Raw genomic sequence first — 22207 nt, forward strand, 5'->3', positions numbered from 1 at the left:
GCTATCGCGCCTCTTCGACCGTCAGCAAACCTTCTTGCACAAGCCGGTCCGCCCAGCCTTCTGGTCCGGTAAAGTGATGCGTTTGCCATCCCCGGGCGCGCGCCGTTGCGATATTGTCGATCCGGTCATCTGTGAATAACAGCGCTTCGGGCGGCAGGCCACAGTCTTCTTCTACCATTTCATAGATCGGAACGTGCGGTTTGACGGTCTGCATCCGTCCTGACACGTATTGTTTGTCGAACTCGTTGAGAAACGGGTAAACCGTCGTCGCATAGTCGAAATTTTGCACCCCGAAATTGGTCAATGCAAAAACCGGCACGCCTTTGGCCCGCAAAGCCCGCTGCAGGCGAACTGAATGGGGGATTTCGGGCGTGGCAAGTTCGATCCACTTGTCGTGCCACATGCGAATTTCATCTCGCCATTCGGGGTACTTCTCGGCCCAATCATAGATCGTATCAGTGAAGTGGTGACCCTGATCCACGAGGTCATTCATTCCGTGCAGATCGACCTCAGAGAACATGGCGCGACGGCGCTCTTCTCCGATGATCCGGTCATAATAGCGTTCGGGTTGCCATTCGATCAGAACGTTCCCGATGTCAAAAACAACAGCTTTCACCGACATATTCGTACCTTCTTACGCAGCCCATGGTTGGTGTAACTGAACCAAGCGGGAGCATCAGCTCCGCTGTGCAGCCCTCAATTCCCGTTCCAAAGCGTCCAAAAACCGGGATCGGTCCGCTTTGCCAAAGGGTTTTCCCCCGCCTCCTGAACCCAATGGGTTAGAGGCACGCAGATCGGCCATCAAATCACGCATGGCCAGTTGCTGGCCTATATTGGCCGCAGTAAAGGCCTCGCCGTTGGGTCGCAGAACCCGCGCACCTGCTTCGACACACTTTGCGGCCAGCGGGATATCTGATGTCACCACAACGTCACTAGGCCCACAGCGTTCGGCGATCCACTTGTCAGCCTCATCTGCGCCCGCTGACACGATAATCACCTTCACCAAAGGGTTCGCCGATGGCCGCAGCCCGCCGTTTGACACCAGTGCCATCGGTACTTTGTGCCGTGTTGCAACTCGTTCAGCCTCGGCCTTCACGGGGCAGGCATCCCCATCGATATAGAGGGTCGTCACGCCTTCTTGGCCTCTTTCTTGGTCGGTTCCGCTGGTTTCTTGCGCACTTTGAATTCTTCCGGAATGGGCATCCGGTTGAATGCATCCAGGCCGGCGATCTTGTAAGCCTCGGCCAAGGTCGGATAATTGAACGTGTTTTGCACGAAGTAATCCACCGTGCCCTTCAGGTTCAACACCGCCTGTGCGATGTGGATCAACTCGGTCGCGCCTTCACCCACGATCTGCACGCCCAGCACCCGGCGGGTTTTCAGTGAGAACAGCATCTTCAGCATGCCGTGCTCCAACCCCATGATATGCCCGCGCGAGGTTTCGCGGAACCGCGCCACGCCTACTTCATAAGGGATGCCGCGCTCTTGCAGCTCTTCCTCGGACATGCCGCAGGTTGAGATTTCGGGCACCGAGTAGATGCCGTACGGGTACCACGGGCTTTCCGGCAGGGTCGGCGTTTCAAGCGCATGACAAGCAGCCACACGGCCTTGTTGTAAGGAGGTCGAGGCCAGCGAGGGATGACCAATCACGTCACCCGTTGCGTAAATGTGCGGTACTGATGTTTGATACGTCTTTCGATCCACGTTGATCCGGTTGCGATGATCGGTCTCCAGACCGACAGCCTCTAAGTTTAATGCCGAGGTGGCCCCCATACGTCCAGCCGCGAACAACAACATCTCGGCACGCACGTGACGGCCATTTTCAAGGGTCACTTCGACATGCCCCCCGGCATCGTCGATTTTTTCAACCGCCGAGCCCAGCCGCAAATCCACACCGTTTTCACGGATCTGATGGGTGAAATCATGGATCAAACGGCTGTCGATGAAATCCAGGAAGGTTTCGCGCGGTTCAATCAGCGTAACCCGAACATCCAAAGCTGAGAACATCGTGGCGTATTCAACGCCAATCACCCCGGCGCCGATCACGACCAACGAGCGGGGAATTTCTGCCATCTCCAGAAAGTCGTCACCGTCTACCACGGTTTTGCCGTTGAATGGGACATAGTCCGGACGGTAGGTCTTGGTCCCTGTTGCAATCAGGAACTTTGCCGCCGTCAGTCGTGTGGTGTCACCGGCATCAGTGGCAACTTCAATCTCATGTGGACCGACGAATTTGGCCAACCCGTTCAATGTTTCCACGTGGTTTCGGTTGAACTGGTGCTCCAGAACGTCAACTTCATGATCCAGCGTCATATGCAGGCGCGCCTTGAGGTCTTCGGCCCGGATCTGATCCTTGACCCGATAGGAACGTCCGTAAAAGCTGCGCTCGCGCCAGCCAGACAGGTTCAACACCGTTTCACGCAGCGTCTTTGATGGGATCGTGCCGGTGTGGACGGATACGCCGCCGAACCGGTCCTTGCGGTCAATCACCAATACGCGCCGTTGCAACTTGCCCGCTTGAATCGCGGCCGAGCGACCCGAAGGGCCGGACCCAATGATGATCAGGTCATAGTCGTATTTGCTCATGCCTCAGTCTCCGTACAGCGCCTCGGCGTGGAATGTGATGTGGTCTTCCATGAAGGTCGACACGAAGAAATACGAATGGTCATAGCCTGGCTGCAGACGGAAGATTGCCTGCTGGCGGCGTTCCGCTATCGCCTGCGCCAAGGTTTCGGGGCGCAACAGATCGATGAATTGGTCATTGGCGCCAGTGTCAATCAGGATAGGGCCGTCAAAGCCTTTTTCTTTCATCAGGACCGATGCGTCATGCTTGGCCCATGTTACCTGATCATCGCCCAGGTAGGCGCTTAGTTGTTTGCGACCCCAATCCGCACCCGTCGGGTTCGAGATCGGTGCGAAAGCGGACACAGACCGGAAACGCCCCGGCAGGTTCATGGCCAAAGTCAGCGCGCCATGGCCGCCCATGGAATGTCCGGTGATGGCCTGACGATCCCCATCGATTGCAAAATTGTCGATCAAAAATGCAGGCAATTCCTCGGCAACGTAGTCCCACATGTTGAAATGCGGTGCCCAGGGTTGCTGCGTGGCGTTCAGATAGAACCCGGCACCCTGGCCCAGATCATAATCCTCGTGATCGGCGACGCCTTCACCGCGCGGCGAGGTGTCCGGGAACACCACCGCGATGCCTTGCTCGGCTGCCCAAGCCTGAGCACCCGCCTTTGTCATGGCGTTTTCATGGGTGCAGGTCAGGCCGGACAGATACCACAGAACCGGAACCGGGCCGTCCTTTGCCTCTGCTGGCAGGAACAGACCAAAGGTCATGTCGCACTGGCAGGCAGTCGAGGCGTGGCGGTAGACGCCCTGAACGCCTCCGAAACATGCGTTTTCCGAAAGGGTTTCCATTTGGTCTCGTCCTTACGTTAGGTTTGCGACATGGCTATCCTTACACGCGCGATACGTAAAGGCTGAGCGGCTTTGGCGTGTCATTTTTCAAAAGGCCGGGATCAGGGTGTTCCAACCCAGGCGATGGCCAATGGCACCGTCAGAATGCTGGCTGCTGTGGACAGTAGTATCGCAGCAGACGCGCGGTGCGGGGCCACGCCGTAATGCGCAGCCAACATATAGACGTTGCCTGCCACTGGCAGGGCCGCCGCAGCGATGGCGACAGAAGCAGGAAAAGCCGCCACAGGCAAAATCCACAGCAACACAACCGCAACGCAGACAGGGTGTACCACCAGTTTACAAAAGCTCAGCCAACCCGCGATCTGAATACGTTCAGCGGATTTGCTGGCCAGTGAGGCCCCAATGGCGAACAATGCACCTGGTGTGGCCGCCCCGCCCAGAATTGTAAGGAAGTCATTCAAGGGGACAGGGACGGGGATCTGCATCGCGGACCACAGAAGCCCCGCCGAGATCGAAACGATCATCGGGTTTTTGAGTAATCCGATCCCGATCAGGCGGAAAGTCGCAGGCGTCAATCGGCCGTCACGCCCGCCGTTGATCAGGATGACGATCAGGGACGAAAACACTACCAGATCAACGGTCAGGACCAACATAACCGGACCAATCGCCGCTTCGGTAAACAGCAGCGCCAGCATGGGAAGACCCAGAAAACCGACGTTGCCAATGGCCGCACATTGCGCCTCGACCGCAGCGGTCGGGACGTCGAGTCGTCGTATCCACGCGACAACCGTTGCCAGGGCGTACACAGCGGCAGTGCCCATCAAGTACCCAAGGACCAATCTTGCATTGAATATTTCGGCAAAAGGCAGTGTGGCCGCAAAGCGGAACAGCATGGCCGACAGCGCAAAATAGAAAACGAATTTCGTTAGGTAGGCGGTGGCTTCTTCCGAGAAAAACCGACTGCGCCCGGCCCAGTATCCCAGGCCGATGATTGCGAAAAAAGGCAGTGTGCGCAGGAAGATATCAACCATGCGCAAATTGGTAGCACGGAATACGCAAGCCGCAAGCCATGTCGGGTCGTTTGTGGGCGTCAAGCCCCATCGTTGCCAAGAAACTTAACGGATCAATTGCAAACCTGACGTCACCCATGTTGCCAGATGCCTGCTAATTGTGCGATTTGTTGTATCTGAACTGAACGGTTTATACATTTGTCACCCAAACGACCGAAGGAGAGCACATGACCGAAGCAGCCGTCATTCTGCGTACAGGCCGAAAATTTGATCAGGTCCTGCGCGGAGCCCGAGAGGTTTTCATGGCGGATGGTTTCGAAGGTGCAAGCGTCGACGACATCGCGCGCGCTGCGGGGGTGTCGAAGGCGACGCTTTACAGTTACTTCCCAGACAAGCGTCTTTTGTTCATGGAAGTGGCGCAGGTCGAGTGCAAGCGGATGGCAGAGAACGTCGTCGCAATGGTCGACGATTGCAAACCAGCGCGCGAGGTTTTGACAATCGCCGCAACCGAACTGACGGCTTTTCTGGTTTCGGATTTCTCGCAACAGATGTTCCGCATCTGTGTAGCCGAGCGCGACCGGTTCCCGGAACTGGGTCAGACTTTTTATGAAGCCGGTCCGCAGAACGGCCAACGCCAGATGGTCGCGTATCTGGAAAAAGCGGTCAAAAAGGGTGAACTGGCTATCGACGATCTGCAATTGGCCGCTGAACAACTGAGTGAGCTTTGCAAGGTTCGGATTTGGACGCGCGCTGCCATTGGTGTTCAAAAGAGCTTTTCCAAAGAAGAAACAGATGCAATTGCCCTGCAAGCCGTTGATATGTTCATGGCAAGGTACGGCGTCTGAACTGCCAATTGCCCTAACGAAAAAAAACGCGAACGACCCGCACCCGTTCAGCCGGATGCGGGTGAAACTAGTTACTCGATAAAAGTCTTGGCCAGACGGTCACTGATCGGTTGGGACAGGTAACTGATGACCGCGCGCTCACCGGTGTTGACGAACAGATCCGCAGGCATTCCGGGCACCAGATCAAGGGACGCAACTTCGGTGGGTTGATCGGCATCCAATTTCACCCGCGCCTTGAAATATGGTTCGCCGGTCCGGTCGTCCTCAAGCGCGTCTGCCGAAATGTCAAAAATCCGGCCGCTGGCTTCGGGCACATCGGTTTGCGTAAAGGCCGACAGGCGAATGCGTGTTGCCTGACCGATCTGCAGCTTGTCGATATCCGCAGTTTTGACCCGGGCTTCGACGATCAGAGCTTGATTGGTGGGAACAATATCCATGATCGTCTCTCCGGGGCGAATGACGCCTCCGGCTGTGGATACTGCCAGATTGACAACCCTTCCGCTGGCAGGTGCCAGAACCCTGGTCCGTTTCAACCGTTCAGCTGCCCCGGAATACTGAGAGCGGATCAGATCAAGCTGAGCATCTACAACCGCAAGCTCCCCGGCGATCACCTCGTCACGCAGCTTTTTTTGACTGATCAGCGACAACTGCAACTCCTGCACCTGGTCCTCGGCTTGTGCGATCTGGGTGCGCAAGGACGCATCAATTCCGCCCAGACGTTCCATTTCGATCTGTCGCGCGCTGACCCGTGTCACCGCCACCAGCCCTTTGTCCAGCAAGGATTGAAGGTTGGACAATTCAGTCTGCGTGATGTCGATCTGGTTCCGCGTTGAGAGGCGTTGTTCGTTCAGGCCACTGATCTGATTGCGCAGGCCCTGAATGCGCTGCGCGTTGATCTGGGCCTCGGTCCGGCGCGCGCGGGCTTCGGCGTTAAACAATTGTTTTTGCGTCAGGTAAGGCGATAGCCAATGCAACCGCTGCATACCGTCGCTGAAACCAGCCATCGCGGTTGACTCGTCAAATCTGGCCGAACCGCTAATCTGTGCCAGCAAACGGGCGCGGCGTACCGACAATTCGCCCAACTGGCTGCCTAGAACGCTCAGATCCACGTCGATTTCCGAGCTGTCCAGCCGCACCAGGGGCTGACCTGCCTGAACGAATTCTCCATCCGTGACCAGGATCGAGTCGATGATCCCTCCGTCCAGATGTTCAACCGTTTTGCGGTCACCTTCCACCACAAACGATGCTGGCGCGACGACCGCCCCATCCAGTTTCGAGGCGAAGGCCCAATAGATGCTGCCGCCGACGAAAGCCATCAGGGTAAACAACCCGAACAGGACATAGCGTTTGATGCCAGAGGCTTCGGTCGTGATGTCCAATACTTGCACATCCTGGGCGGTAAGCACGTTGGGGGATTGTGTGCGTTTCATCAACTGGGTCATTGGGCAGCTCCGCTTATCTGAGTTGCATTAGCAGGGCGCGCGGTGGGTTCCTGCGCCCCGGATCGGGTCGGTTTGTCCAGAACGTTCCGACGAGTGACCTTCAGGACGTCCTCTTTTTCTCCGAACTGTGTTTGAGTGCCGTTTCGCAGAACCATTACTTTGTTGGCAGCTTGCAGCGTTGCAGGACGATGGGTCATGACGATGCAGATTGCAGCACGGGACTGCGCCGCCGTGATCGCATCGCGCAGGGCCTGTTCGCCTTCGGCATCCAGATCCGAATTCGGCTCGTCCAATATCAGTACAAACGGATCGCCATACAGCGCGCGGGCCAGTGCAAGCCGCTGGCGTTGACCACCTGACAGAAAGAACCCCCGACCGATGCGTGTTTCATATCCATCTGGAAGGGTGCTGATCATTTCATGCACACCTGCCTCGCGCGCGGCACGCAGAACTTCTGCATCGTCGATGGCCACCGAAAAGCGACTGATGTTTTCGCGGATCGTGCCGTCGAACAGCTCGACATCCTGTGGCAGATATCCGATCTGCTCGCCCAGATCCTCGTGGTTCCATTTGGACATCGGGCTGCCGTCCAGCAGAACCTCGCCCCGTTGGGGGTGCCAGATACCGGCCATCATTTTGCCCAAAGTGGTCTTGCCCGAACCGCTGTGCCCGATAACCGCAAGAACGTCCCCTGGCATAAGGCCAAAATCAATCTGGCGGAGCGAGGCGTTGATGGCGCGCGGAGGACCCGCCTGCGCAATCTTGACGTCCAGGGATTTGAACGCGCGGGGCAGGTGCAGGTTGGGTGGAGTTTCGGCAAACTCTTCGGTCAGTTTAGTTAGCTTGGAGTAAGATCCGCGCGCTGCCAGAAAACTGCGCCACTGGCCGATCAATTGGTCAATTGGGGCCAGTGCGCGGGCCAGCACGATGGTCGCCGCGATCATGACGCCAGCGGTTGATTCTCCAGTTATGGCGAGGGCTGCTCCAAGGCCCAGAATAGCCGACTGTAAACCCATCCGAACGGTTTTGGAGACGACCGAAAAACTGGCAACCCGATCTGCGGCGCGGGTTTTGTGCTGATGGGCTTCAGCCTGAAGCGAGGTCCAACGCCGCACCAAATCGGATTTCATGCCAAGTGCCTGAACCAGCTCGGCGTTCTTGTCACTGGTGCTGAACAACGCATCGGAACGACCGCGCGCTTGCGACGCCGACTGCATCGGTTCACGGGCGCGGGAGTTGTTGATCAGCGCCATGATCGTCAGTGTAACGGCGCCGGCCAGACCAAGCAGACCGAGATATGGGTGAAGAGCATAAAGGACCAGCAGGTATAGCGGAATCCAGGGCGCGTCGAAAAACGCGGTCAGGGTGGTTCCCGAGATGAATTCGCGAAATCCGTTCACGTCCTCGACAAGGTTTTCGCCAGCCTCGCTTTCGCCTTGTACGCGGCGGCGCATCGCGGCGCCCAGGACCGGCGCACCAACGCTCAGCTCAAAGCGGGCCGCCAGGCGACCCAAAATGCGCATCCGCGTCAGGTCAAGACAGGCGACCACGACGAAAACGCCGGCCAGCAAAGTGGTCAATGCGATCAGAGTGTCGACATTCTGGCTGGTCAGGACGCGGTCGTAGACCTGCAACATGTAAAGCGGACCGGCCAGCATAAGAAGGTTCAGAAACAAGCTGAAGAAGGCAACTGCAACAAAACCCTTGCGCAGCGACCCCCAGGCGGCTTTCACGGGATTGGTTTTCTGGGACATCAGGGAACCCTTTCCGGTTTGGCAAACGGGGCGACCTAGGCCGCCCCGCTGTTGATTGGTTAAACGATGAAGTCGTTCTCGGTCAGGTCCGCGGCGTCGACACCGGCTAGACGGATCGAGCCTGCGTCGCCGAAGCTGATGACGGCGTCGTCACCATCCTGAACGGTACTTGGATCGCCGTCGAAGTCAGGACCCAGATCTCCGATCTGAATTCTGTCGACGCCCGTTTCAAAGTCCGAGATTGTGTCATCACCGAAGGTGCCCTGGAACAGGAAAGTGTCAGCGCCTTCGCCACCGATCAGGACGTCATTGCCGCCCTCACCGTTCAGCAGGTCATCGCCATCCGCGCCGTTCAGAACGTTCTCCAGATCGCTGCCGACAATCACATCACCATCGTCAGAGCCGATGACATTCTCGATCGAGACCAGCACGTCGGTTTCGATCTGATTGTCGATCACGTCCAGTCCGACAACTCCGGTACCGGCTGTTGCATCAACATCAAGCGTCGCGCCCGCGTCCACCAGCGTGTCCTGCACGACCGGGCCGTTTGCGCCCGCTGGTGCGTTGTGCAGATGGATGGCTGATACGACACCGGGGATCGGCGTGTTCAGGTCGGCCTCGTTAAGGCCCACAACGCTCAACTCGCTCGAGTAGGTGGCTTCGCCTGTTGCCAGGTTCTGAGTGATGACAACGGTCGCGTTGCCGGTGGCTTCGCTATCCGATGTCGGCCCGGGTTCTTGCGATGCGTCCAGACCGCCGCTCAGCGAAACTGTGCGGATGCCGTTTTCGGTTACATCGCTGTCGACCAGCAATTGCCCGCGAATTTCCCCGGCAGGAAAGTCGGAGGTGTGAATGTTGTAGTACAGATTGCCCAGAACGGCCTCTTCTACAAACCAGCCTCCATCCGGGATATTCGCACCAAACTGGTCCGGAGCCACAATAGCCGCATCCACGATCGAGACGTTGAACCCGGTATCGCGCGTGGCGGTGCCGTTTCCATTGGCGTCCAGACGGACCTCGACCGCGACATCCAGATCCGAGAAATCGGCGGTATCGTTGCCTTCTCCACCATCGATGAAGTCATTGCCCAGACCGCCGGTCAGAACGTTGTCAGCGTCGCCTGCGATCAGAACGTCATCACCTGCGCCACCGCTGATGTCGCCGTTAGTGGTGCCCAGATCGACGAAAATGTCATTGCCGTTGCCCAGCAGGACATTGCCGTTGATCACGCCTTCGTCGTCGTTGACGATGGTAACGTCACCAGCATCTGATGCGTCGATCGCATTGACCGTGCCGCGAATTTCGCCTTCATTCAGGACGGCACCAAGAAGGTTCAAGCCGCCGTCAATACGAATGCCGGCTGCAGCATCCGATTGTTCGGAACCGGCAATCAGGCCTTCGTTGATAACGACTCCGGCAAAGGACGCATCATTTTGTCCGGTGAACAAACGCAGGCCGTCGCCGACCTGATTGCCCTCGGTTGCATCGCCGCGACCCTGTAAGACACCTTCGTTTACAATCGCTGCCGAGACGACATCGCCTGAAACGTCACCTGTTTGCAGCGAAACAGCCGAGCCGTTGTTGCCCTCGCCCGCGTCCACCAGACCAGTGTTGGTGAAGGTGTAGTTGTCTGCCGTACTATCAGCGTAGACTGTGCCGTTGCGCTGATTGCCTGTACCTAAAATGGCACCCAGGTTCTGAACGGAAAGCCCGTTACCATCGATGTTCAGTGCGCGGCTGTCCGAGGAAACGGTGCCACTATTAACAAACGACCCGCCCGAATGGTCACCAGTGCCAAAGTAGACACCGTTTTGCACGCCTTCGATGGCGCCCGCGTTAAGCAATGTACCCTGGAAGTTCACGCCATTGACAACTCGGATGCCGGCGACCGTGCCGTTGGCGCCTTCAGAGAAAATCCCGCCAAAGTTGGAGATCGACGCATCGGTAGTTCCGGTGTTGCCAACGTTGCCGACCCGAACGCCATCACCGGCAAGCGGCGTGGCCGCACCCGCGTTTCCGCGCCCGTTGATTACGCCTGTGTTTTCCAGTGTGAATGTGTTGGCACCATCTTCTGCACCACCGATTTCCACACCAAAGCCAGAACCCTGATTGCCGTCACCAGCGTCGATCAGCCCTGAGTTCTGTACCGAGAAGTCATCAGCTGTTCCGTCAGCATAAACCGTACCGTTGCGCTGATCTCCGGTGCCAAGGATGTTGCCTTGGTTGTCGACCTCAAGCCCCGTGCCATCAATGTTGAACGCCCGGCTGTCCGAGGACACAACGCCTCCTGCTTCGTTGACGAAACGACCACCCGTATGATCCGCGTTACCAAAGTAGACGCCGTTTTGGACACCCGAGATTGTGCCGGAGTTGGTAAATTCGCCCTGAAAGCTCACGCCATCCACAACGCGCGCACCGGCTACCGTGCCGTTGGCACCTTCCGAACGCACCTCGCCACGGTTGACGATGGTCGCTTCGGCGTTGCCCTGATTTCCGGGGTTGCCGATGCGGATACCATCTCCGGCCAGACCAGTGCCTGCTGCGCCGTTGCCCCGACCCTGGATCAGGCCGTCGTTTTCCAACGAGAACGTGTTGGCACCATCGGCGGCTCCACCGATTTCTGCTGCGAAACCCGAGCCCTGGTTGTGCTCACCCGCGTCGATTGTGCCATTGGCCAGATTGCGGACCGAAAAGTCATCTGCGGTGCCGTCGGCATAAACGGTGCCGTTGCGCTGGTCGTCGGTTCCCAGAATGTCGCCGCCGTTGATCAGGTCGACACCCGAGCCATCGATGTTCACCGCCCGGCTTCCGGATTGGATGGTGCCAAAGTTCAGCACGTCCAGATCATGTTCACCATTGCCGATGTAAAGACCATTGCGCGGGCCTTCGATCACGCCGGTGGACGTGTTCAGGATTTCGCCTTCGGCGTTTACGCCATCCGCGATGCGGATACCGGCGGCCGTGCCTTGGTTGCTTTCGGTCGATATCAGGCCACTGTTGACGATCTCGGTTTCCAAAGTGGCCCCTTCGGCACCGTCGTCAATGCGAATGCCGTCGCCGGCCAGCCCGGTATTGGCGGCCCCTTGGCCACGGCCTTGAATTGTCGCGCCGAAACCGTTGAAGATGTCGGTTTCCACGCGTTCGCCGACCTCATCGCCGATCTGCAACGAAATACCGGCACCCTGGTTGCCTTCACCCGCGTCAATCGTGCCGCCGGTAAAGTTCGAGATCGAGATATTTTCGGCCGTGCTGTTGGTGTAGATCGTGCCATTGCGCTGATCGCCGGTGCCGATGATGTCACCGAAGTTGCGAACATCAATGCCTTGTCCCTGAATGTCGACCGCACGGCTGTCAGAGCTGATCACGCCGCCACGGAAATTGTCCAGGCCGCCCGAGCTTTGAGCACCGGCAAACTGAACGCCGTTGAATTCACCCGCAATCTCACCAAAGTTGCGAACCTGTGCGCTGCCAGTGACTTGAACGCCGGTGGCCAATGCGTCGGTGCCGGTGTTCGCCTCAATCCGACCAGAGCGGAAGTTAAATACATCAACATCCTGCCCCTGCGCCTGAACGGCAGCAACGGCGTTGTTGGTGATGATTTCACCAAAGTTCAGCAGACGCGAGAAGTCATTTGCCAGCACGAAAGCCGGGGTGTCATCTACAACGGTGCTTTGAAAGAAGTTGTTGAAAAGGGTTTGGCCGTCGCGGGTGGTCTCTTGCGCTATTGTAGACGTGGTCAAGAGACGAGCGCGCAGGCTTGTCAGAAGTTGGGACAGCATGGGGTACTCCGTCATAAATTGTTACGTTTGGCAGTCCGCCCTGTGTGTCGGGCATTCCACGTAGCCAAGGGGTAGACGGCACCCCGGGTCAGCTGAAATTCATCCTGCAAATCGGCTGCATAACCAACGCAAATAGTCACGGTTTCCGTGAGAATCCGGAAGTGCCACATCAAATAAATCAACAGGTTATGACTTTCCTGCCGCGCGTGATGTTCTATTCGAATTCGCCGGTTAACAGTTTTGTCAGCGGAGTTGATCGGGATTTCATGCAGTTGTGTCCGCTTTGAGGTACATAAAGGGGTGGTTTCGAGCCGCTTTTGTTTGACCGCAGAGAGATTAAGCGGATGAATTTCAGAGATTTGGAGTATGTGCTAGCCATCGCAAAACATGGCAAGTTCAGCCAGGCGGCGGTTGCGTGCAACGTATCGCAACCTGCACTGTCGAACCAGATCAAGAAGCTGGAACAGGAACTGGGTGTTGAACTGTTTCTACGACTGAATAACGAAGTGCGCCCAACGGCATTTGGTCAAAGCATCCTAAAAATAGCTGAATCCATCCTGTCTGATGCACAACAGATCCGCGACACTGCCACCCAATACCGCGACCCCGAGGCCGTCGCGTACAGGATTGGCATGACGCCAACGCTTGCACCCTACCTGACACAGTACTTCTCAGGGCTGTTCAGCGATTTGTACCCGCGGATGCGTGTGACCATGATCGAAGACCTTCCACAAAATATGTTGCAGATGGTCGAAGATCATCAATTGGACATGGCGCTGGTGGCCAAAGTCAACAACAGCGACGCTCTGGCTTTCACATCAATTTGGGCCGAGCCGTTGTTTCTGGCCATGCGTGAGGGGCATCCACTTTGTATGCTCCCCTCTATTGCGCCAGAGGATGTGCCTCCGCATGATTTCATCCGGCTACCTCACAGTTTTGGCTATGAGCTTGAGGACCGTTTGCCCAAGGTTGATCCTGCGATCCGAGTCGCCAAGCGGTTTGATCTGAGCGCACTGAGGTTTGAAACGATCTGCCGGCACATTTGCCATTCTGATGATTGTACAATTGTATCTGCCCTGGCCGCCGAGCAATTCAAACGAGACAAGTGGCCCTTGTGCTTTGTTCCTTTTGAGGGGCCCGGCAACCTGCGCAATCTTGGTGCTGCGACCCGCCCGGGATGTCCTAGAACTCAAGTTTTGAACAGTGTGGGTGAATATATTCAGGATCAACCCCCGGTTGGTGTTGCGCCGACCTTCACGCCGTAGTCACTCGTCAATCTTTGCAATCATCAATGAAACCGAGATGTGTCGTCTCTCGTCTTTGCAAGGTGCATTGGTTTACACGTTCCTTCAACTCTCAAAGTGAGTTGACAATGGATTTTGTATTTTGGATACATTGGGCACAAATTTCGCGGCGATGAGAGTCGTCTGGAATTGCTTGGACAACAAAGCAACGCGAAAGCCGATTGAAAATTTTTCTGGGAGACAATCATGAAACTTAAATTATTAGCTGCAACAGCGGCAATTGCCCTGTCCAGCGCGGCCGCGCAGGCCAACACGCTGGTTTATTGTTCAGAAGGTTCACCCGAAGGGTTTGACCCGGCGCTTTTTACGGCTGGAACCACCTTTGACGCCTCATCGCACCCGATTTACAACCGGCTGCTCGAATTCGAAACAGGCACGACTAACGTAATTCCCGGTCTGGCCGAAAGCGTTGAAGCCAGCGATGATGGTCTGGAATACACGTTCAAACTGCGTCAGGGCGTAAAGTTCCATTCGAACGACGAGTTCACGCCAACTCGCGATTTCAATGCAGATGACGTGATTTTCTCGTTCATGCGACAGAAAGATGACGCCCATCCTTACAATCAGATCTCTGGTGGTACCTGGGAATACTTTAAAGGCATGGGTATGCCTGATCTGGTCGATTCTATCGAAAAGGTCGACGACTACACCGTCAAATTCAAGCTGACCAAGCCCGAGGCTCCGTTTGTTGCCAACATGGCGATGGACTTCGCGTCGATCCTGTCGGCCGAGTATGCCGATGCTATGATGGAAGCCGGAACGCCTGAAAAGCTGAACACGGCGCCTATCGGCACTGGTCCGTTCTCGTTCGTGGCCTACCAAAAAGACGCCGTAATCCGTTACGCCCAGAATGCCGACTACTGGAAAGACCCGGCGGATGTTGAAAATCTGATTTTTGCGATCACCCCGGATGCATCGGTTCGCTATCAGAAGCTGAAGGCCGGTGAATGCCACATCATGCCTTATCCGAACCCTGCCGACATTCAGGCGATGCAGGATGACGCTGACATCAATATGATGGAGCAAGAGGGCCTGAACGTCGGTTATCTGGCCTACAACACCACGATGGCGCCGTTTGATAACCCGAATGTCCGCAAGGCACTGAACATGGCGATCGACAAGAACGCGATCATCGACGTGGTGTTCCAAGGCTCAGGTCAGGTTGCCAAAAACCCGATCCCGCCGACGATGTGGGGCTACAACGACGCAATCACCGACGATGCCTATGATCCGGAAGCGGCCAAGGCCATGTTGGAAGCCGAAGGTGTTTCTGATCTGTCGATGAAAGTCTGGGCGATGCCGGTGCAGCGTCCATACAACCCCAACGCACGTCGTATGGCCGAACTGATCCAGGCCGATTTCGCCAAGATCGGTGTCGACGTCGAGATCGTGTCCTATGAATGGGGCGAGTATCTCTCGCGTTCGAAAGATCTGGACCGTGACGGTGCCGTTCTGCTGGGTTGGACCGGCGACAACGGAGACCCAGACAACTTCCTGGCGGTTCTGCTGGGCTGCGACGGTCGCGAAGCGTCAAACCGCGCACAGTGGTGCCATGAGCCGTTCGAAGATCTGATCCTGAAGGCCAAGCAGTCCACCGATCAGGCTGAGCGGACCAAGCTGTACGAGGATGCTCAGGTTATCTTCAAAGAGCAGGCCCCTTGGGCAACCATAGCACACTCGGTCGTTTATATGCCGATGAGCAACAAGGTTCAGGGCTACAAGGTGCACCCGCTGGGCGGCCACATCTTTTATGGTGTAAGCGTCGAATAACTCACCACTCACCAACCGGAGCCGCCCAATTGGCGGCTCCGGTTTTCTTTATTGGGAGGTCGGCGCAAATGCCGGATTTGTCCGAGTACCGTCAACTGGCAAAGGACATGTCAGTAGATGCCGTGGCGCTGGTGCCCGGCCCGAATTTTAACCGCGCTTTGGGAAAACCCTTCATGAGCCACGAGCGCCCCTTTGTGGTCGTGATACCGGCCGAGGGCGAACCAGCTGCGATTGTGCCCAATCTGGAATTGGGTTCGTGGGAACTGGTCGGATTTGAAGGCGCTGTTTTCGACTGGCGCGACCAAGCCGGCTATGACGACGCTTTCGCGGCCCTTGCCGAACATATGCCATTGCGATCGCTGGCGGTTGAGGGGCAGGTGATGCGGGTCTTTGTGTCAGTGGCTTTTGCGAATGCTCAACCAGGCCTTCAAATCGTGGATGCCGAACGAGAGATTTCCGGTCTTCGCATAATCAAGACCGACGAGGATATTGCCGCGCTGCAAGCGGCAATTAATATCTCGGAACGTGCGCTGGAGCGCGTCATTGTAGATGTACGCGTCGGTCAGACAGAGCTGCAGATCGAGCAGGCGCTGATCCAGGCGTTGTTTGCTGAAGGTGCGGCCTCTTTGGCGTTTTCGCCGATCGTCGCGGCCGGAGACAATTCGGCAAGGCCGCATGGCAAGGCACGGGCGGACTACCAGATCAGGCCGGGCGATGCCCTTCTGTTCGATTTTGGTGCCCGCAAACACGGGTTTGCTGCAGATATCACGCGTACATTCTTCGTCGAAGAGGTCTCGGACGAGGGCAGGGCGGTCTACGACACGGTTCTGCGCGCTAATTTGGCAGGGTTCGAGGCCTGCCGACCGGGCGTGACCGCCCATGACGTCGACGACGCGGTAACCTGCGTCCTCGAAGCGTCGCCCTATGGAGATCGTATTCGGACCAAAACGGGTCATGGGCTGGGCCGCGATGTGCACGAAGCGCCCTACATCATGCGTGGCAACGGCCAGATCATGCGCGCGGGCATGGTTTGGACTAACGAACCGGGCCTCTATGATCTGGACAATTTTGGCGTTCGGATCGAAGATGATGTCTTGGTGACCGATGATGGTTGCCGTTCGCTGACCAGCTTTCCCAAAGATCTTACAATCATAGGTCGCTGATGTTTGGCTATTTTCTGACTCGCCTCGGCATGTTCGTTCCGACATTTCTGGGCGTCACGCTGATTTCGTTCATGTTCATCCGGGTTCTTCCGGGTGATCCGATCATCGTCATGGCTGGTGAACGCGGGATGACCGAAGAACGCTATCAGGAGATGGTCGAGAAGCTGGGCTTCGACAAACCTGTGCTGCAGCAATACTGGGACTACCTGGTTGGCGTGTTGCATGGCGATCTGGGCGAGAGCTTTGTCACCAAGAAACCTGTTTGGGATGAATTCTTTGCCCTGTTTCCAGCAACGCTGGAACTGTCGATCTGCGCCATGATCTTTGCTGTGGCATTGGGCCTGCCAGCAGGGGTAATCGCAGCCGTAAACCGGGGCAAGTTCTTTGACCGGGCGCTAATGTCGTCTGCGCTTGTCGGGTATTCAATGCCGATCTTCTGGTGGGCCCTTCTGTTGATCATTGTGTTTTCCGGCAATCTAGGCTGGACACCGGTCTCGGGCCGGATCGACCTGCTATATTATTTTCCAAGCGTCACTGGATTTATGCTGATCGACAGTTTGCTATCAGGGCAAGAGGGGGCCTTTAGTTCGGCTGTACGACATCTGATCCTGCCGACCATTGTTTTGGGCACCATCCCGTTGGCGGTCATTGCCCGCCAGACGCGCTCGGCGATGTTGGAGGTGTTGGGCGAAGATTACATCCGTACGGCGCGCGCAAAAGGTCTCGCACCCGCGCGGATTAATGGTTTGCACGCGCTGCGTAACGCGTTGATCCCGGTGATTACGGTAATCGGGTTGTCAGTAGGGACCTTGTTGGCCGGTGCCATCCTGACCGAAACGATTTTCAGTTGGCCCGGTATCGGTAAGTGGATGGTCGATAGCATCTTCCGTCGAGACTACCCGGTGGTGCAGGGCGGGCTGCTGATGATCGCGGTGATCGTCATGTTAGTGAACCTGCTGGTCGATGTCCTTTACGGCGTCATCAACCCCAAAATCCGGAGGCGGTGATGGCTGAATTGTCCGCGACCCAACCCAAAACCGAAGACCGCCCCAGTGCATTGCGGGAGTTCTGGTATTACTTCAGCGAAAACCGTGGTGCCGTTTTTGGTCTTTGGGTATTTTCGGCCTTCGTACTTTGCGCAGCCTTTGCGCCCTTGTTGGCTCCTTATGATCCGACCGAACAATTCCGCAATCACATCCTGCAACCTCCTGCGTGGCAAGAAGGCGGCAGCTGGGCCTTTCCCTTAGGCACAGATCCGTTGGGCAGGGATATGCTATCGCGGTTGATCATGGGCTCACGCTATTCCTTCTTTGTCGGCATCGTGGTGGTCTGTGTGGCCGTGACGGGTGGGGTGATTGTCGGCCTGCTGTCGGGTTTCGCACCCAAATGGGTCGATACAATGATCATGCGGGTTATGGATATCATTCTGTCCTTCCCTTCGTTGCTGCTCGCATTGGTTCTGGTGGCCATCCTAGGACCCTCGCTGACCAATGCGATGATCGCTATCGCCATCGTGTTCCAACCGCATTACGTGCGCCTAACCCGGGCATCAGTGTTGGCGGAACGGCAGAAGGACTATGTAACCTCGGCCCGCGTGGCCGGTGCCGGCAAGGCCCGGCTGATGTTCAAAACCGTGCTGCCTAATTGTCTGGCTCCGATCATCGTTCAGGCGGCACTGTCGTTCTCGACCGCTATTCTGGATGCTGCAGCCCTTGGTTTTCTGGGCATGGGGGCGCAGCCGCCCACGCCGGAATGGGGCACCATGCTGGCCGAAGCGCGTGAGTTCATTTTGCGTGCGTGGTGGGTGGTGACGTTCCCGGGCCTAGCCATTCTGGTCACCGTGCTGGCCATCAACCTGATGGGCGACGGTCTGCGCGACGCGCTAGACCCGAAGCTAAAGCGGAGTTGACGACATGAGCCTGTTGGACATCCGAAACCTCACCGTCGAGTTTGCCACCGCCTCGGGTCAGTTCCGGGCCGTAGATGGCGTTGATCTGTCTGTCGACAAGGGCGAACTAATGGCCATTGTTGGCGAAAGCGGCTCGGGCAAGTCCGTGTCGATGCTGGCGCTGATGGGATTGCTGCCATGGACTGCTACGATCACCGCTGAACAACTGAGTTTCGAAGGCATCGATCTGACCCAGATCTCGGCCCGTGACCGCCGCAAGATCATCGGCAAGGACATCGCTATGATTTTTCAGGAGCCGATGTCGTCGCTGAACCCATGCTTTACAGTTGGTTTCCAGATCAAGGAAGCCTTACGCATCCATCTTGGCCTGAACCGGAAGGACCGCCATCAGCGCGCCATTGAACTGTTCGATCAGGTCGGTATCCCTGCGCCCGAAAGCCGCCTGAACACTTTCCCGCACCAGATGTCCGGCGGTATGAATCAGCGGGTCATGATTGCGATGGCTATCGCCTGCAAACCAAAACTTTTGATTGCGGACGAGCCAACAACGGCACTGGATGTGACCATTCAGGCGCAAATCCTTGATCTGCTGGTCCGGCTTCGGGATGAGCAGGGGATGGGTTTGGTCCTGATCACACATGATATGGGCGTGGTCGCGGAAACCGCCGAGCGGGTGCAGGTTCAATATGCTGGCCAAAAGGTCGAGGAACAGCCGGTCAAGGATCTGTTTCGCACCCCGCGCCACCCCTACACAACAGCATTGCTGAGCGCGCTGCCGGAGCGGGCGACCACCAAAATGCTGCCAACCATTCCCGGCGTCGTTCCGGGACAGTTCGACCGGCCCAAAGGCTGTCTGTTCAGCCCAAGATGCCAATTCGCGGACGATCTGTGCCGGTCCTTGCCTCCAACCCCACACAGCGCGGAATTCGGTAAGGCCCGGTGTCACTACGTTGAAAAGATAACAGCCGGAGAATTGGCATGACCGCCCCAATCGTACAGGCCAGCGGATTGGCCAGGTTTTATTCCGTCAAAGGCGGGCTGCTGTCAAAACCCTCAACGGTCAAGGCTTTGTCCGGTGTGGATTTTGAACTAAAACCGGGCAAGACATTGGCCATCGTCGGTGAATCCGGTTGCGGCAAGTCCACGCTTGCACGGGTGGTGACGATGATCGAAGAACCGACATCCGGCAGCCTGACCATTGACGGAGTCGACATCACTCCGTCGAAATGGGCCCAGATGCGCGAGACGGTGCAGATCGTGTTTCAGGACCCCTATGGCTCGCTCAACCCGCGGCAACGGATTGGGCAAATCCTGCAGGAACCGTTGATCATTAACCGCCGCGATATGTCTGCGGCCGATCGCGAGGCGCGGGCGCGCGAAATGATTGACCTCGTGGGCCTGCGGCCCGAGCACTATGATCGTTATCCTCACATGTTTTCGGGCGGACAGCGGCAGCGGATTGCCATTGCACGTGCCTTGATGCTGAATCCCAAAATATTGGTTCTGGATGAGCCGGTTTCGGCGCTGGACGTGTCGATCCAGTCACAAATTCTGAACCTGCTGGTCGAGCTGCAAGAGCGTCTGAACCTTGCCTACCTGTTCATTTCGCACGACTTGTCAGTGGTGAAGCACTTTGCCGACGATGTGATTGTTATGTATTTGGGTCGCGCGGTCGAGAAGGCACCGAAGGAAAAGCTGTTTGCTGCGCCCCAGCATCCGTATTCCAAAGCCCTTCTGTCGACGACGCCCCGCGCAGATCCCGAAGCGAGGAAGGATCGGATCAAACTGGAAGGTGAGCTTCCGTCGCCGATGAATATCCCTAAAGGCTGTGCCTTTGCACAACGGTGCTGGCTAGCAACCGAGGAATGCCGCACCGCGCCACCAGAGTTGAGCGGCGCGGATCACAAAGTGGCTTGCCTGCATCCTTTGGGTTAAAAGCAGCAGACTTCTATCTGGTGTCGCCTTTCCGGGTCATTACAACCATCTCCAGCAACTGGTCTTTGGTCCGTTGAATATGTTTGGTCAGCAGATCACAGGCGGCGTTAACCTGACCTTTACGCGCCAGAGACAATAGCTGCCGGTGATCTTTTTTGGCGGGCTCGCGTTGTTCCATCACGCTAAGATGCATGCGGACATAGCGATCGGATTGCAGATTCACCCTTTGCAAGATTTCAGTGGTCAGCCCGCGATCAGCGGCCGCATAAAGGGCCTTGTGGTATGCGTAATTCAGGCTGCCCCAACGCCCTACATCGTATGCTTCGTAAGACCGTTCCATGTCATCGAGCAGCTTATCACACTCGGCGAAATTGGCTTCGGTCATCTGCGGAATGGAACGTTTGAACAGATCGACTTCCAGCAGAACGCGCAGATCGAAAATCTCGCCGATTTGCGATAGCGAATGCGACGTCACTGACGCACCACGGTTGTTTGTAAGCTGCACCAGACCTTCTGCATCAAGCCGTTTCAGTGCTTCGCGAATGGGCATACGCGAGACATCATAGTCTTCGGCCAAGGCTTCCTGGCGGATGGTTTCACCTTCGGCCATCTCTCCGCTTAGGATACGTTCCCGCAGATCGTTTGTAATGACTTCCGGGAGACTTTGGCGTGCGATCGCGCGAGTTCTGGGCATATGAGTGGTCTCGGTCGGTGTAAAGTTGTATCCAAAATACAAAATGAGCGTTCGATTTCCAAGGGTATTGCAACTATTGATATCTTTAAATTGCTTAAGCGTTTTGGGCGGACAGGTGGCGATACGTTAAACAAGACGTGTTTCCGTATTTCAGCACGAAGGAGGGGTGTAGTGGACAGTCAGCGTTTCTTGCCCAAGGGGGCGATTTCCGTCGACGTTCCATATGATGGACCGCCCAAAGCCTTTCACTTCCTGTTACTGCCCAAAACTACGATGCTGGCTTTTAGCGCCGCTATTGAACCTCTGCGTATTTCAAATCAATTGGCCCGCAAGCAATTATTCGAATGGTACGTCTTGTCCGCAGATGGCGCACCAGTGACATGCTCGAATGGCATTCGCATTCAGGCGGACCAACCCATGCACGATCTCGAGCAGGGGGCTTATACTTTCGTGTGTTCCGGTACCGAACCTATGGCTTCTTTCGATGACCGTGTTCTCAACTGGATTCGTCGGCAAAAGGCCCATGGATGCGATTTCGGCGGTATCTGCACCGGGGCATTTGCGTTGGCCAAAGCGGGCCTGATCAAAGATAAGAAGTTCACCGTCCATTGGGAAAATCGCCCCGGATTCTGCGAGTATTTCCCTTCAATGACGCCAACTCAGAACCTGTACGAGATAGACGGCAAACTGCGCACCTGTGGTGGTGGGCATGCAAGCACCGATATGATGTTGGAAGTGATTGAGGAACTGTTCGGCAATACGCTTGCTATTAATGTGTCCGAGATGTGTTTGCATCGGCGTGTTGGCGAAAGTGGCAGCAAACAGGTTTCGCCTGTCTCAGCCCTTTTGGGGACCCGAAACGCCAAACTGGTCGAAGCGGTCCAAATAATGCGGGATAATATTGAAACGCCGCTTAGCCTCGAGGCGGTGGCGGATCAGGCGTCTCTGTCCAGACGCCATATGGAGCGCCTGTTCCAGCAGCACACCAAAATGTCACCCGGCCAATACTACAACAACCTCCGGCTGGATCGTGCCTTTGCTCTTTTGAATGAAACCGATCTCAGCGTGTCCGAGATTGCCTTTGCCTCGGGGTTTTCCAGCACGGACAGGCTTTCGGTGCATTTCCGTGGTCGATACAAGATCTCTCCGCATAACTTCCGCAGGTCTTGGTCGCATTAA

Annotated in this window: 18 protein-coding genes; 9 read left to right on the plus strand and 9 right to left on the minus strand. The window is 56.5% G+C overall.

Annotation, left to right across the window (positions count from 1 at the left end):
- Position 1 precedes the first annotated feature (1 nt).
- The 5 genes from GOW92_RS07895 to GOW92_RS07915 all read right to left on the minus strand — a co-directional run bounded on the left by GOW92_RS07895 (position 2) and on the right by GOW92_RS07915 (position 4454).
- Positions 2–622 (minus strand): HAD family hydrolase, encoded by a 621-nt coding sequence (locus tag GOW92_RS07895; RefSeq protein WP_170559608.1) that lies wholly within the window; start codon positions 620–622, stop codon positions 2–4.
- Positions 623–676: 54 nt separating this feature from the next.
- Positions 677–1132 carry a YaiI/YqxD family protein gene (locus GOW92_RS07900; protein ID WP_170559610.1) on the minus strand — a complete coding sequence of 152 codons (456 nt, stop codon included), beginning with the start codon at positions 1130–1132 and terminating at the stop codon, positions 677–679.
- Positions 1129–2586 (minus strand): Si-specific NAD(P)(+) transhydrogenase, encoded by a 1458-nt coding sequence (sthA, locus tag GOW92_RS07905; RefSeq protein ID WP_170559612.1) that lies wholly within the window; start codon positions 2584–2586, stop codon positions 1129–1131. The genes GOW92_RS07900 and sthA overlap by 4 nt, the downstream gene beginning before the upstream one ends.
- Positions 2587–2589: 3 nt before the next feature.
- The gene (gene fghA / locus GOW92_RS07910; RefSeq protein WP_170559614.1) at positions 2590–3423 is read right to left on the minus strand and encodes an S-formylglutathione hydrolase; all 834 of its coding nucleotides are present in this window, start codon (positions 3421–3423) and stop codon (positions 2590–2592) included.
- A gap of 101 nt (positions 3424–3524) precedes the next feature.
- Complete coding sequence (locus tag GOW92_RS07915) at positions 3525–4454, minus strand: AEC family transporter (protein WP_170559616.1); 930 nt, start codon at positions 4452–4454, stop codon at positions 3525–3527.
- Positions 4455–4660: 206 nt separating this feature from the next.
- Between GOW92_RS07915 and GOW92_RS07920 the strand changes: the two genes are divergently transcribed.
- Positions 4661–5278, plus strand: a complete 618-nt coding sequence (locus tag GOW92_RS07920; RefSeq protein WP_170559618.1) for a TetR/AcrR family transcriptional regulator — start codon at positions 4661–4663, stop codon at positions 5276–5278.
- Positions 5279–5349: 71 nt separating this feature from the next.
- On the opposite strand, the gene GOW92_RS07925 is transcribed toward GOW92_RS07920, so the two are convergent.
- The 3 genes from GOW92_RS07925 to GOW92_RS07935 are packed head-to-tail and all read right to left on the minus strand — an operon-like array spanning position 5350 to position 12268.
- Positions 5350–6720: an HlyD family type I secretion periplasmic adaptor subunit gene (locus GOW92_RS07925; RefSeq protein ID WP_170559620.1), complete on the minus strand. Its 1371-nt coding sequence runs from the start codon at positions 6718–6720 to the stop codon at positions 5350–5352.
- Positions 6717–8474, minus strand: coding sequence for a type I secretion system permease/ATPase (locus GOW92_RS07930; RefSeq protein ID WP_170559622.1), 1758 nt, complete (start codon positions 8472–8474; stop codon positions 6717–6719). Before GOW92_RS07930 ends, GOW92_RS07925 begins: the two co-directional genes overlap by 4 nt.
- 59 nt (positions 8475–8533) lie before the next feature.
- Entirely contained in the window at positions 8534–12268 is a 3735-nt protein-coding gene (locus GOW92_RS07935; protein WP_170559624.1) for a beta strand repeat-containing protein, read from the minus strand.
- A gap of 329 nt (positions 12269–12597) precedes the next feature.
- Between GOW92_RS07935 and GOW92_RS07940 the strand changes: the two genes are divergently transcribed.
- The 7 genes from GOW92_RS07940 (at position 12598) to GOW92_RS07970 (ending at position 20334) form a co-directional block, all read left to right on the plus strand.
- Positions 12598–13518: a LysR family transcriptional regulator gene (locus GOW92_RS07940; protein ID WP_170559626.1), complete on the plus strand. Its 921-nt coding sequence runs from the start codon at positions 12598–12600 to the stop codon at positions 13516–13518.
- Between the two features lie 225 nt (positions 13519–13743).
- Positions 13744–15327 carry an ABC transporter substrate-binding protein gene (locus GOW92_RS07945; protein WP_170559628.1) on the plus strand — a complete coding sequence of 528 codons (1584 nt, stop codon included), beginning with the start codon at positions 13744–13746 and terminating at the stop codon, positions 15325–15327.
- 68 nt (positions 15328–15395) lie between these two features.
- A complete protein-coding gene (locus tag GOW92_RS07950; protein ID WP_170559630.1) occupies positions 15396–16490 on the plus strand; it encodes a M24 family metallopeptidase in 1095 nt (364 codons plus the stop codon).
- Positions 16490–17497 carry an ABC transporter permease subunit gene (locus GOW92_RS07955; protein WP_170559632.1) on the plus strand — a complete coding sequence of 336 codons (1008 nt, stop codon included), beginning with the start codon at positions 16490–16492 and terminating at the stop codon, positions 17495–17497. The genes GOW92_RS07950 and GOW92_RS07955 overlap by 1 nt, the downstream gene beginning before the upstream one ends.
- Complete coding sequence (locus GOW92_RS07960; protein WP_170559634.1) at positions 17497–18399, plus strand: ABC transporter permease subunit; 903 nt, start codon at positions 17497–17499, stop codon at positions 18397–18399. Before GOW92_RS07955 ends, GOW92_RS07960 begins: the two co-directional genes overlap by 1 nt.
- A 4-nt stretch (positions 18400–18403) precedes the next feature.
- Positions 18404–19381: an ABC transporter ATP-binding protein gene (locus GOW92_RS07965; RefSeq protein ID WP_170559636.1), complete on the plus strand. Its 978-nt coding sequence runs from the start codon at positions 18404–18406 to the stop codon at positions 19379–19381.
- On the plus strand, positions 19378–20334 hold the full coding sequence (locus GOW92_RS07970; RefSeq protein WP_170559638.1) for an ABC transporter ATP-binding protein: 957 nt from the start codon (positions 19378–19380) through the stop codon (positions 20332–20334). The genes GOW92_RS07965 and GOW92_RS07970 overlap by 4 nt, the downstream gene beginning before the upstream one ends.
- Positions 20335–20347: 13 nt before the next feature.
- Here the strand turns inward: GOW92_RS07970 and GOW92_RS07975 are convergent, their stop codons facing one another.
- Positions 20348–21028: a GntR family transcriptional regulator gene (locus GOW92_RS07975; RefSeq protein ID WP_170559640.1), complete on the minus strand. Its 681-nt coding sequence runs from the start codon at positions 21026–21028 to the stop codon at positions 20348–20350.
- A 171-nt stretch (positions 21029–21199) separates the two neighbouring features.
- Here GOW92_RS07975 and GOW92_RS07980 point away from each other — a divergent pair, with 171 nt between their 5' ends.
- Complete coding sequence (locus GOW92_RS07980) at positions 21200–22207, plus strand: GlxA family transcriptional regulator (RefSeq protein ID WP_368040263.1); 1008 nt, start codon at positions 21200–21202, stop codon at positions 22205–22207.

This window comes from Ruegeria atlantica, assembly GCF_013032505.1.
Classification (GTDB): domain Bacteria; phylum Pseudomonadota; class Alphaproteobacteria; order Rhodobacterales; family Rhodobacteraceae; genus Ruegeria; species Ruegeria atlantica_F.

What these genes read in the sequence shown, in the direction of transcription:
- GOW92_RS07925 (WP_170559620.1), bottom strand. Translation starts at nt 6,720, where the DNA reads ATGACCCAGTTGATGAAACGCACACAATCCCCCAACGTGCTTACCGCC.
- GOW92_RS07930 (WP_170559622.1), bottom strand. Translation starts at nt 8,474, where the DNA reads ATGTCCCAGAAAACCAATCCCGTGAAAGCCGCCTGGGGGTCGCTGCGC.
- GOW92_RS07975 (WP_170559640.1), bottom strand. Translation starts at nt 21,028, where the DNA reads ATGCCCAGAACTCGCGCGATCGCACGCCAAAGTCTCCCGGAAGTCATT.
- GOW92_RS07915 (WP_170559616.1), bottom strand. Translation starts at nt 4,454, where the DNA reads ATGGTTGATATCTTCCTGCGCACACTGCCTTTTTTCGCAATCATCGGC.
- GOW92_RS07970 (WP_170559638.1), top strand. Translation starts at nt 19,378, where the DNA reads ATGACCGCCCCAATCGTACAGGCCAGCGGATTGGCCAGGTTTTATTCC.
- sthA (WP_170559612.1), bottom strand. Translation starts at nt 2,586, where the DNA reads ATGAGCAAATACGACTATGACCTGATCATCATTGGGTCCGGCCCTTCG.
- GOW92_RS07945 (WP_170559628.1), top strand. Translation starts at nt 13,744, where the DNA reads ATGAAACTTAAATTATTAGCTGCAACAGCGGCAATTGCCCTGTCCAGC.
- GOW92_RS07895 (WP_170559608.1), bottom strand. Translation starts at nt 622, where the DNA reads ATGTCGGTGAAAGCTGTTGTTTTTGACATCGGGAACGTTCTGATCGAA.
- GOW92_RS07920 (WP_170559618.1), top strand. Translation starts at nt 4,661, where the DNA reads ATGACCGAAGCAGCCGTCATTCTGCGTACAGGCCGAAAATTTGATCAG.
- GOW92_RS07950 (WP_170559630.1), top strand. Translation starts at nt 15,396, where the DNA reads ATGCCGGATTTGTCCGAGTACCGTCAACTGGCAAAGGACATGTCAGTA.
- fghA (WP_170559614.1), bottom strand. Translation starts at nt 3,423, where the DNA reads ATGGAAACCCTTTCGGAAAACGCATGTTTCGGAGGCGTTCAGGGCGTC.
- GOW92_RS07960 (WP_170559634.1), top strand. Translation starts at nt 17,497, where the DNA reads ATGGCTGAATTGTCCGCGACCCAACCCAAAACCGAAGACCGCCCCAGT.
- GOW92_RS07955 (WP_170559632.1), top strand. Translation starts at nt 16,490, where the DNA reads ATGTTTGGCTATTTTCTGACTCGCCTCGGCATGTTCGTTCCGACATTT.
- GOW92_RS07965 (WP_170559636.1), top strand. Translation starts at nt 18,404, where the DNA reads ATGAGCCTGTTGGACATCCGAAACCTCACCGTCGAGTTTGCCACCGCC.
- GOW92_RS07935 (WP_170559624.1), bottom strand. Translation starts at nt 12,268, where the DNA reads ATGACGGAGTACCCCATGCTGTCCCAACTTCTGACAAGCCTGCGCGCT.
- GOW92_RS07940 (WP_170559626.1), top strand. Translation starts at nt 12,598, where the DNA reads ATGAATTTCAGAGATTTGGAGTATGTGCTAGCCATCGCAAAACATGGC.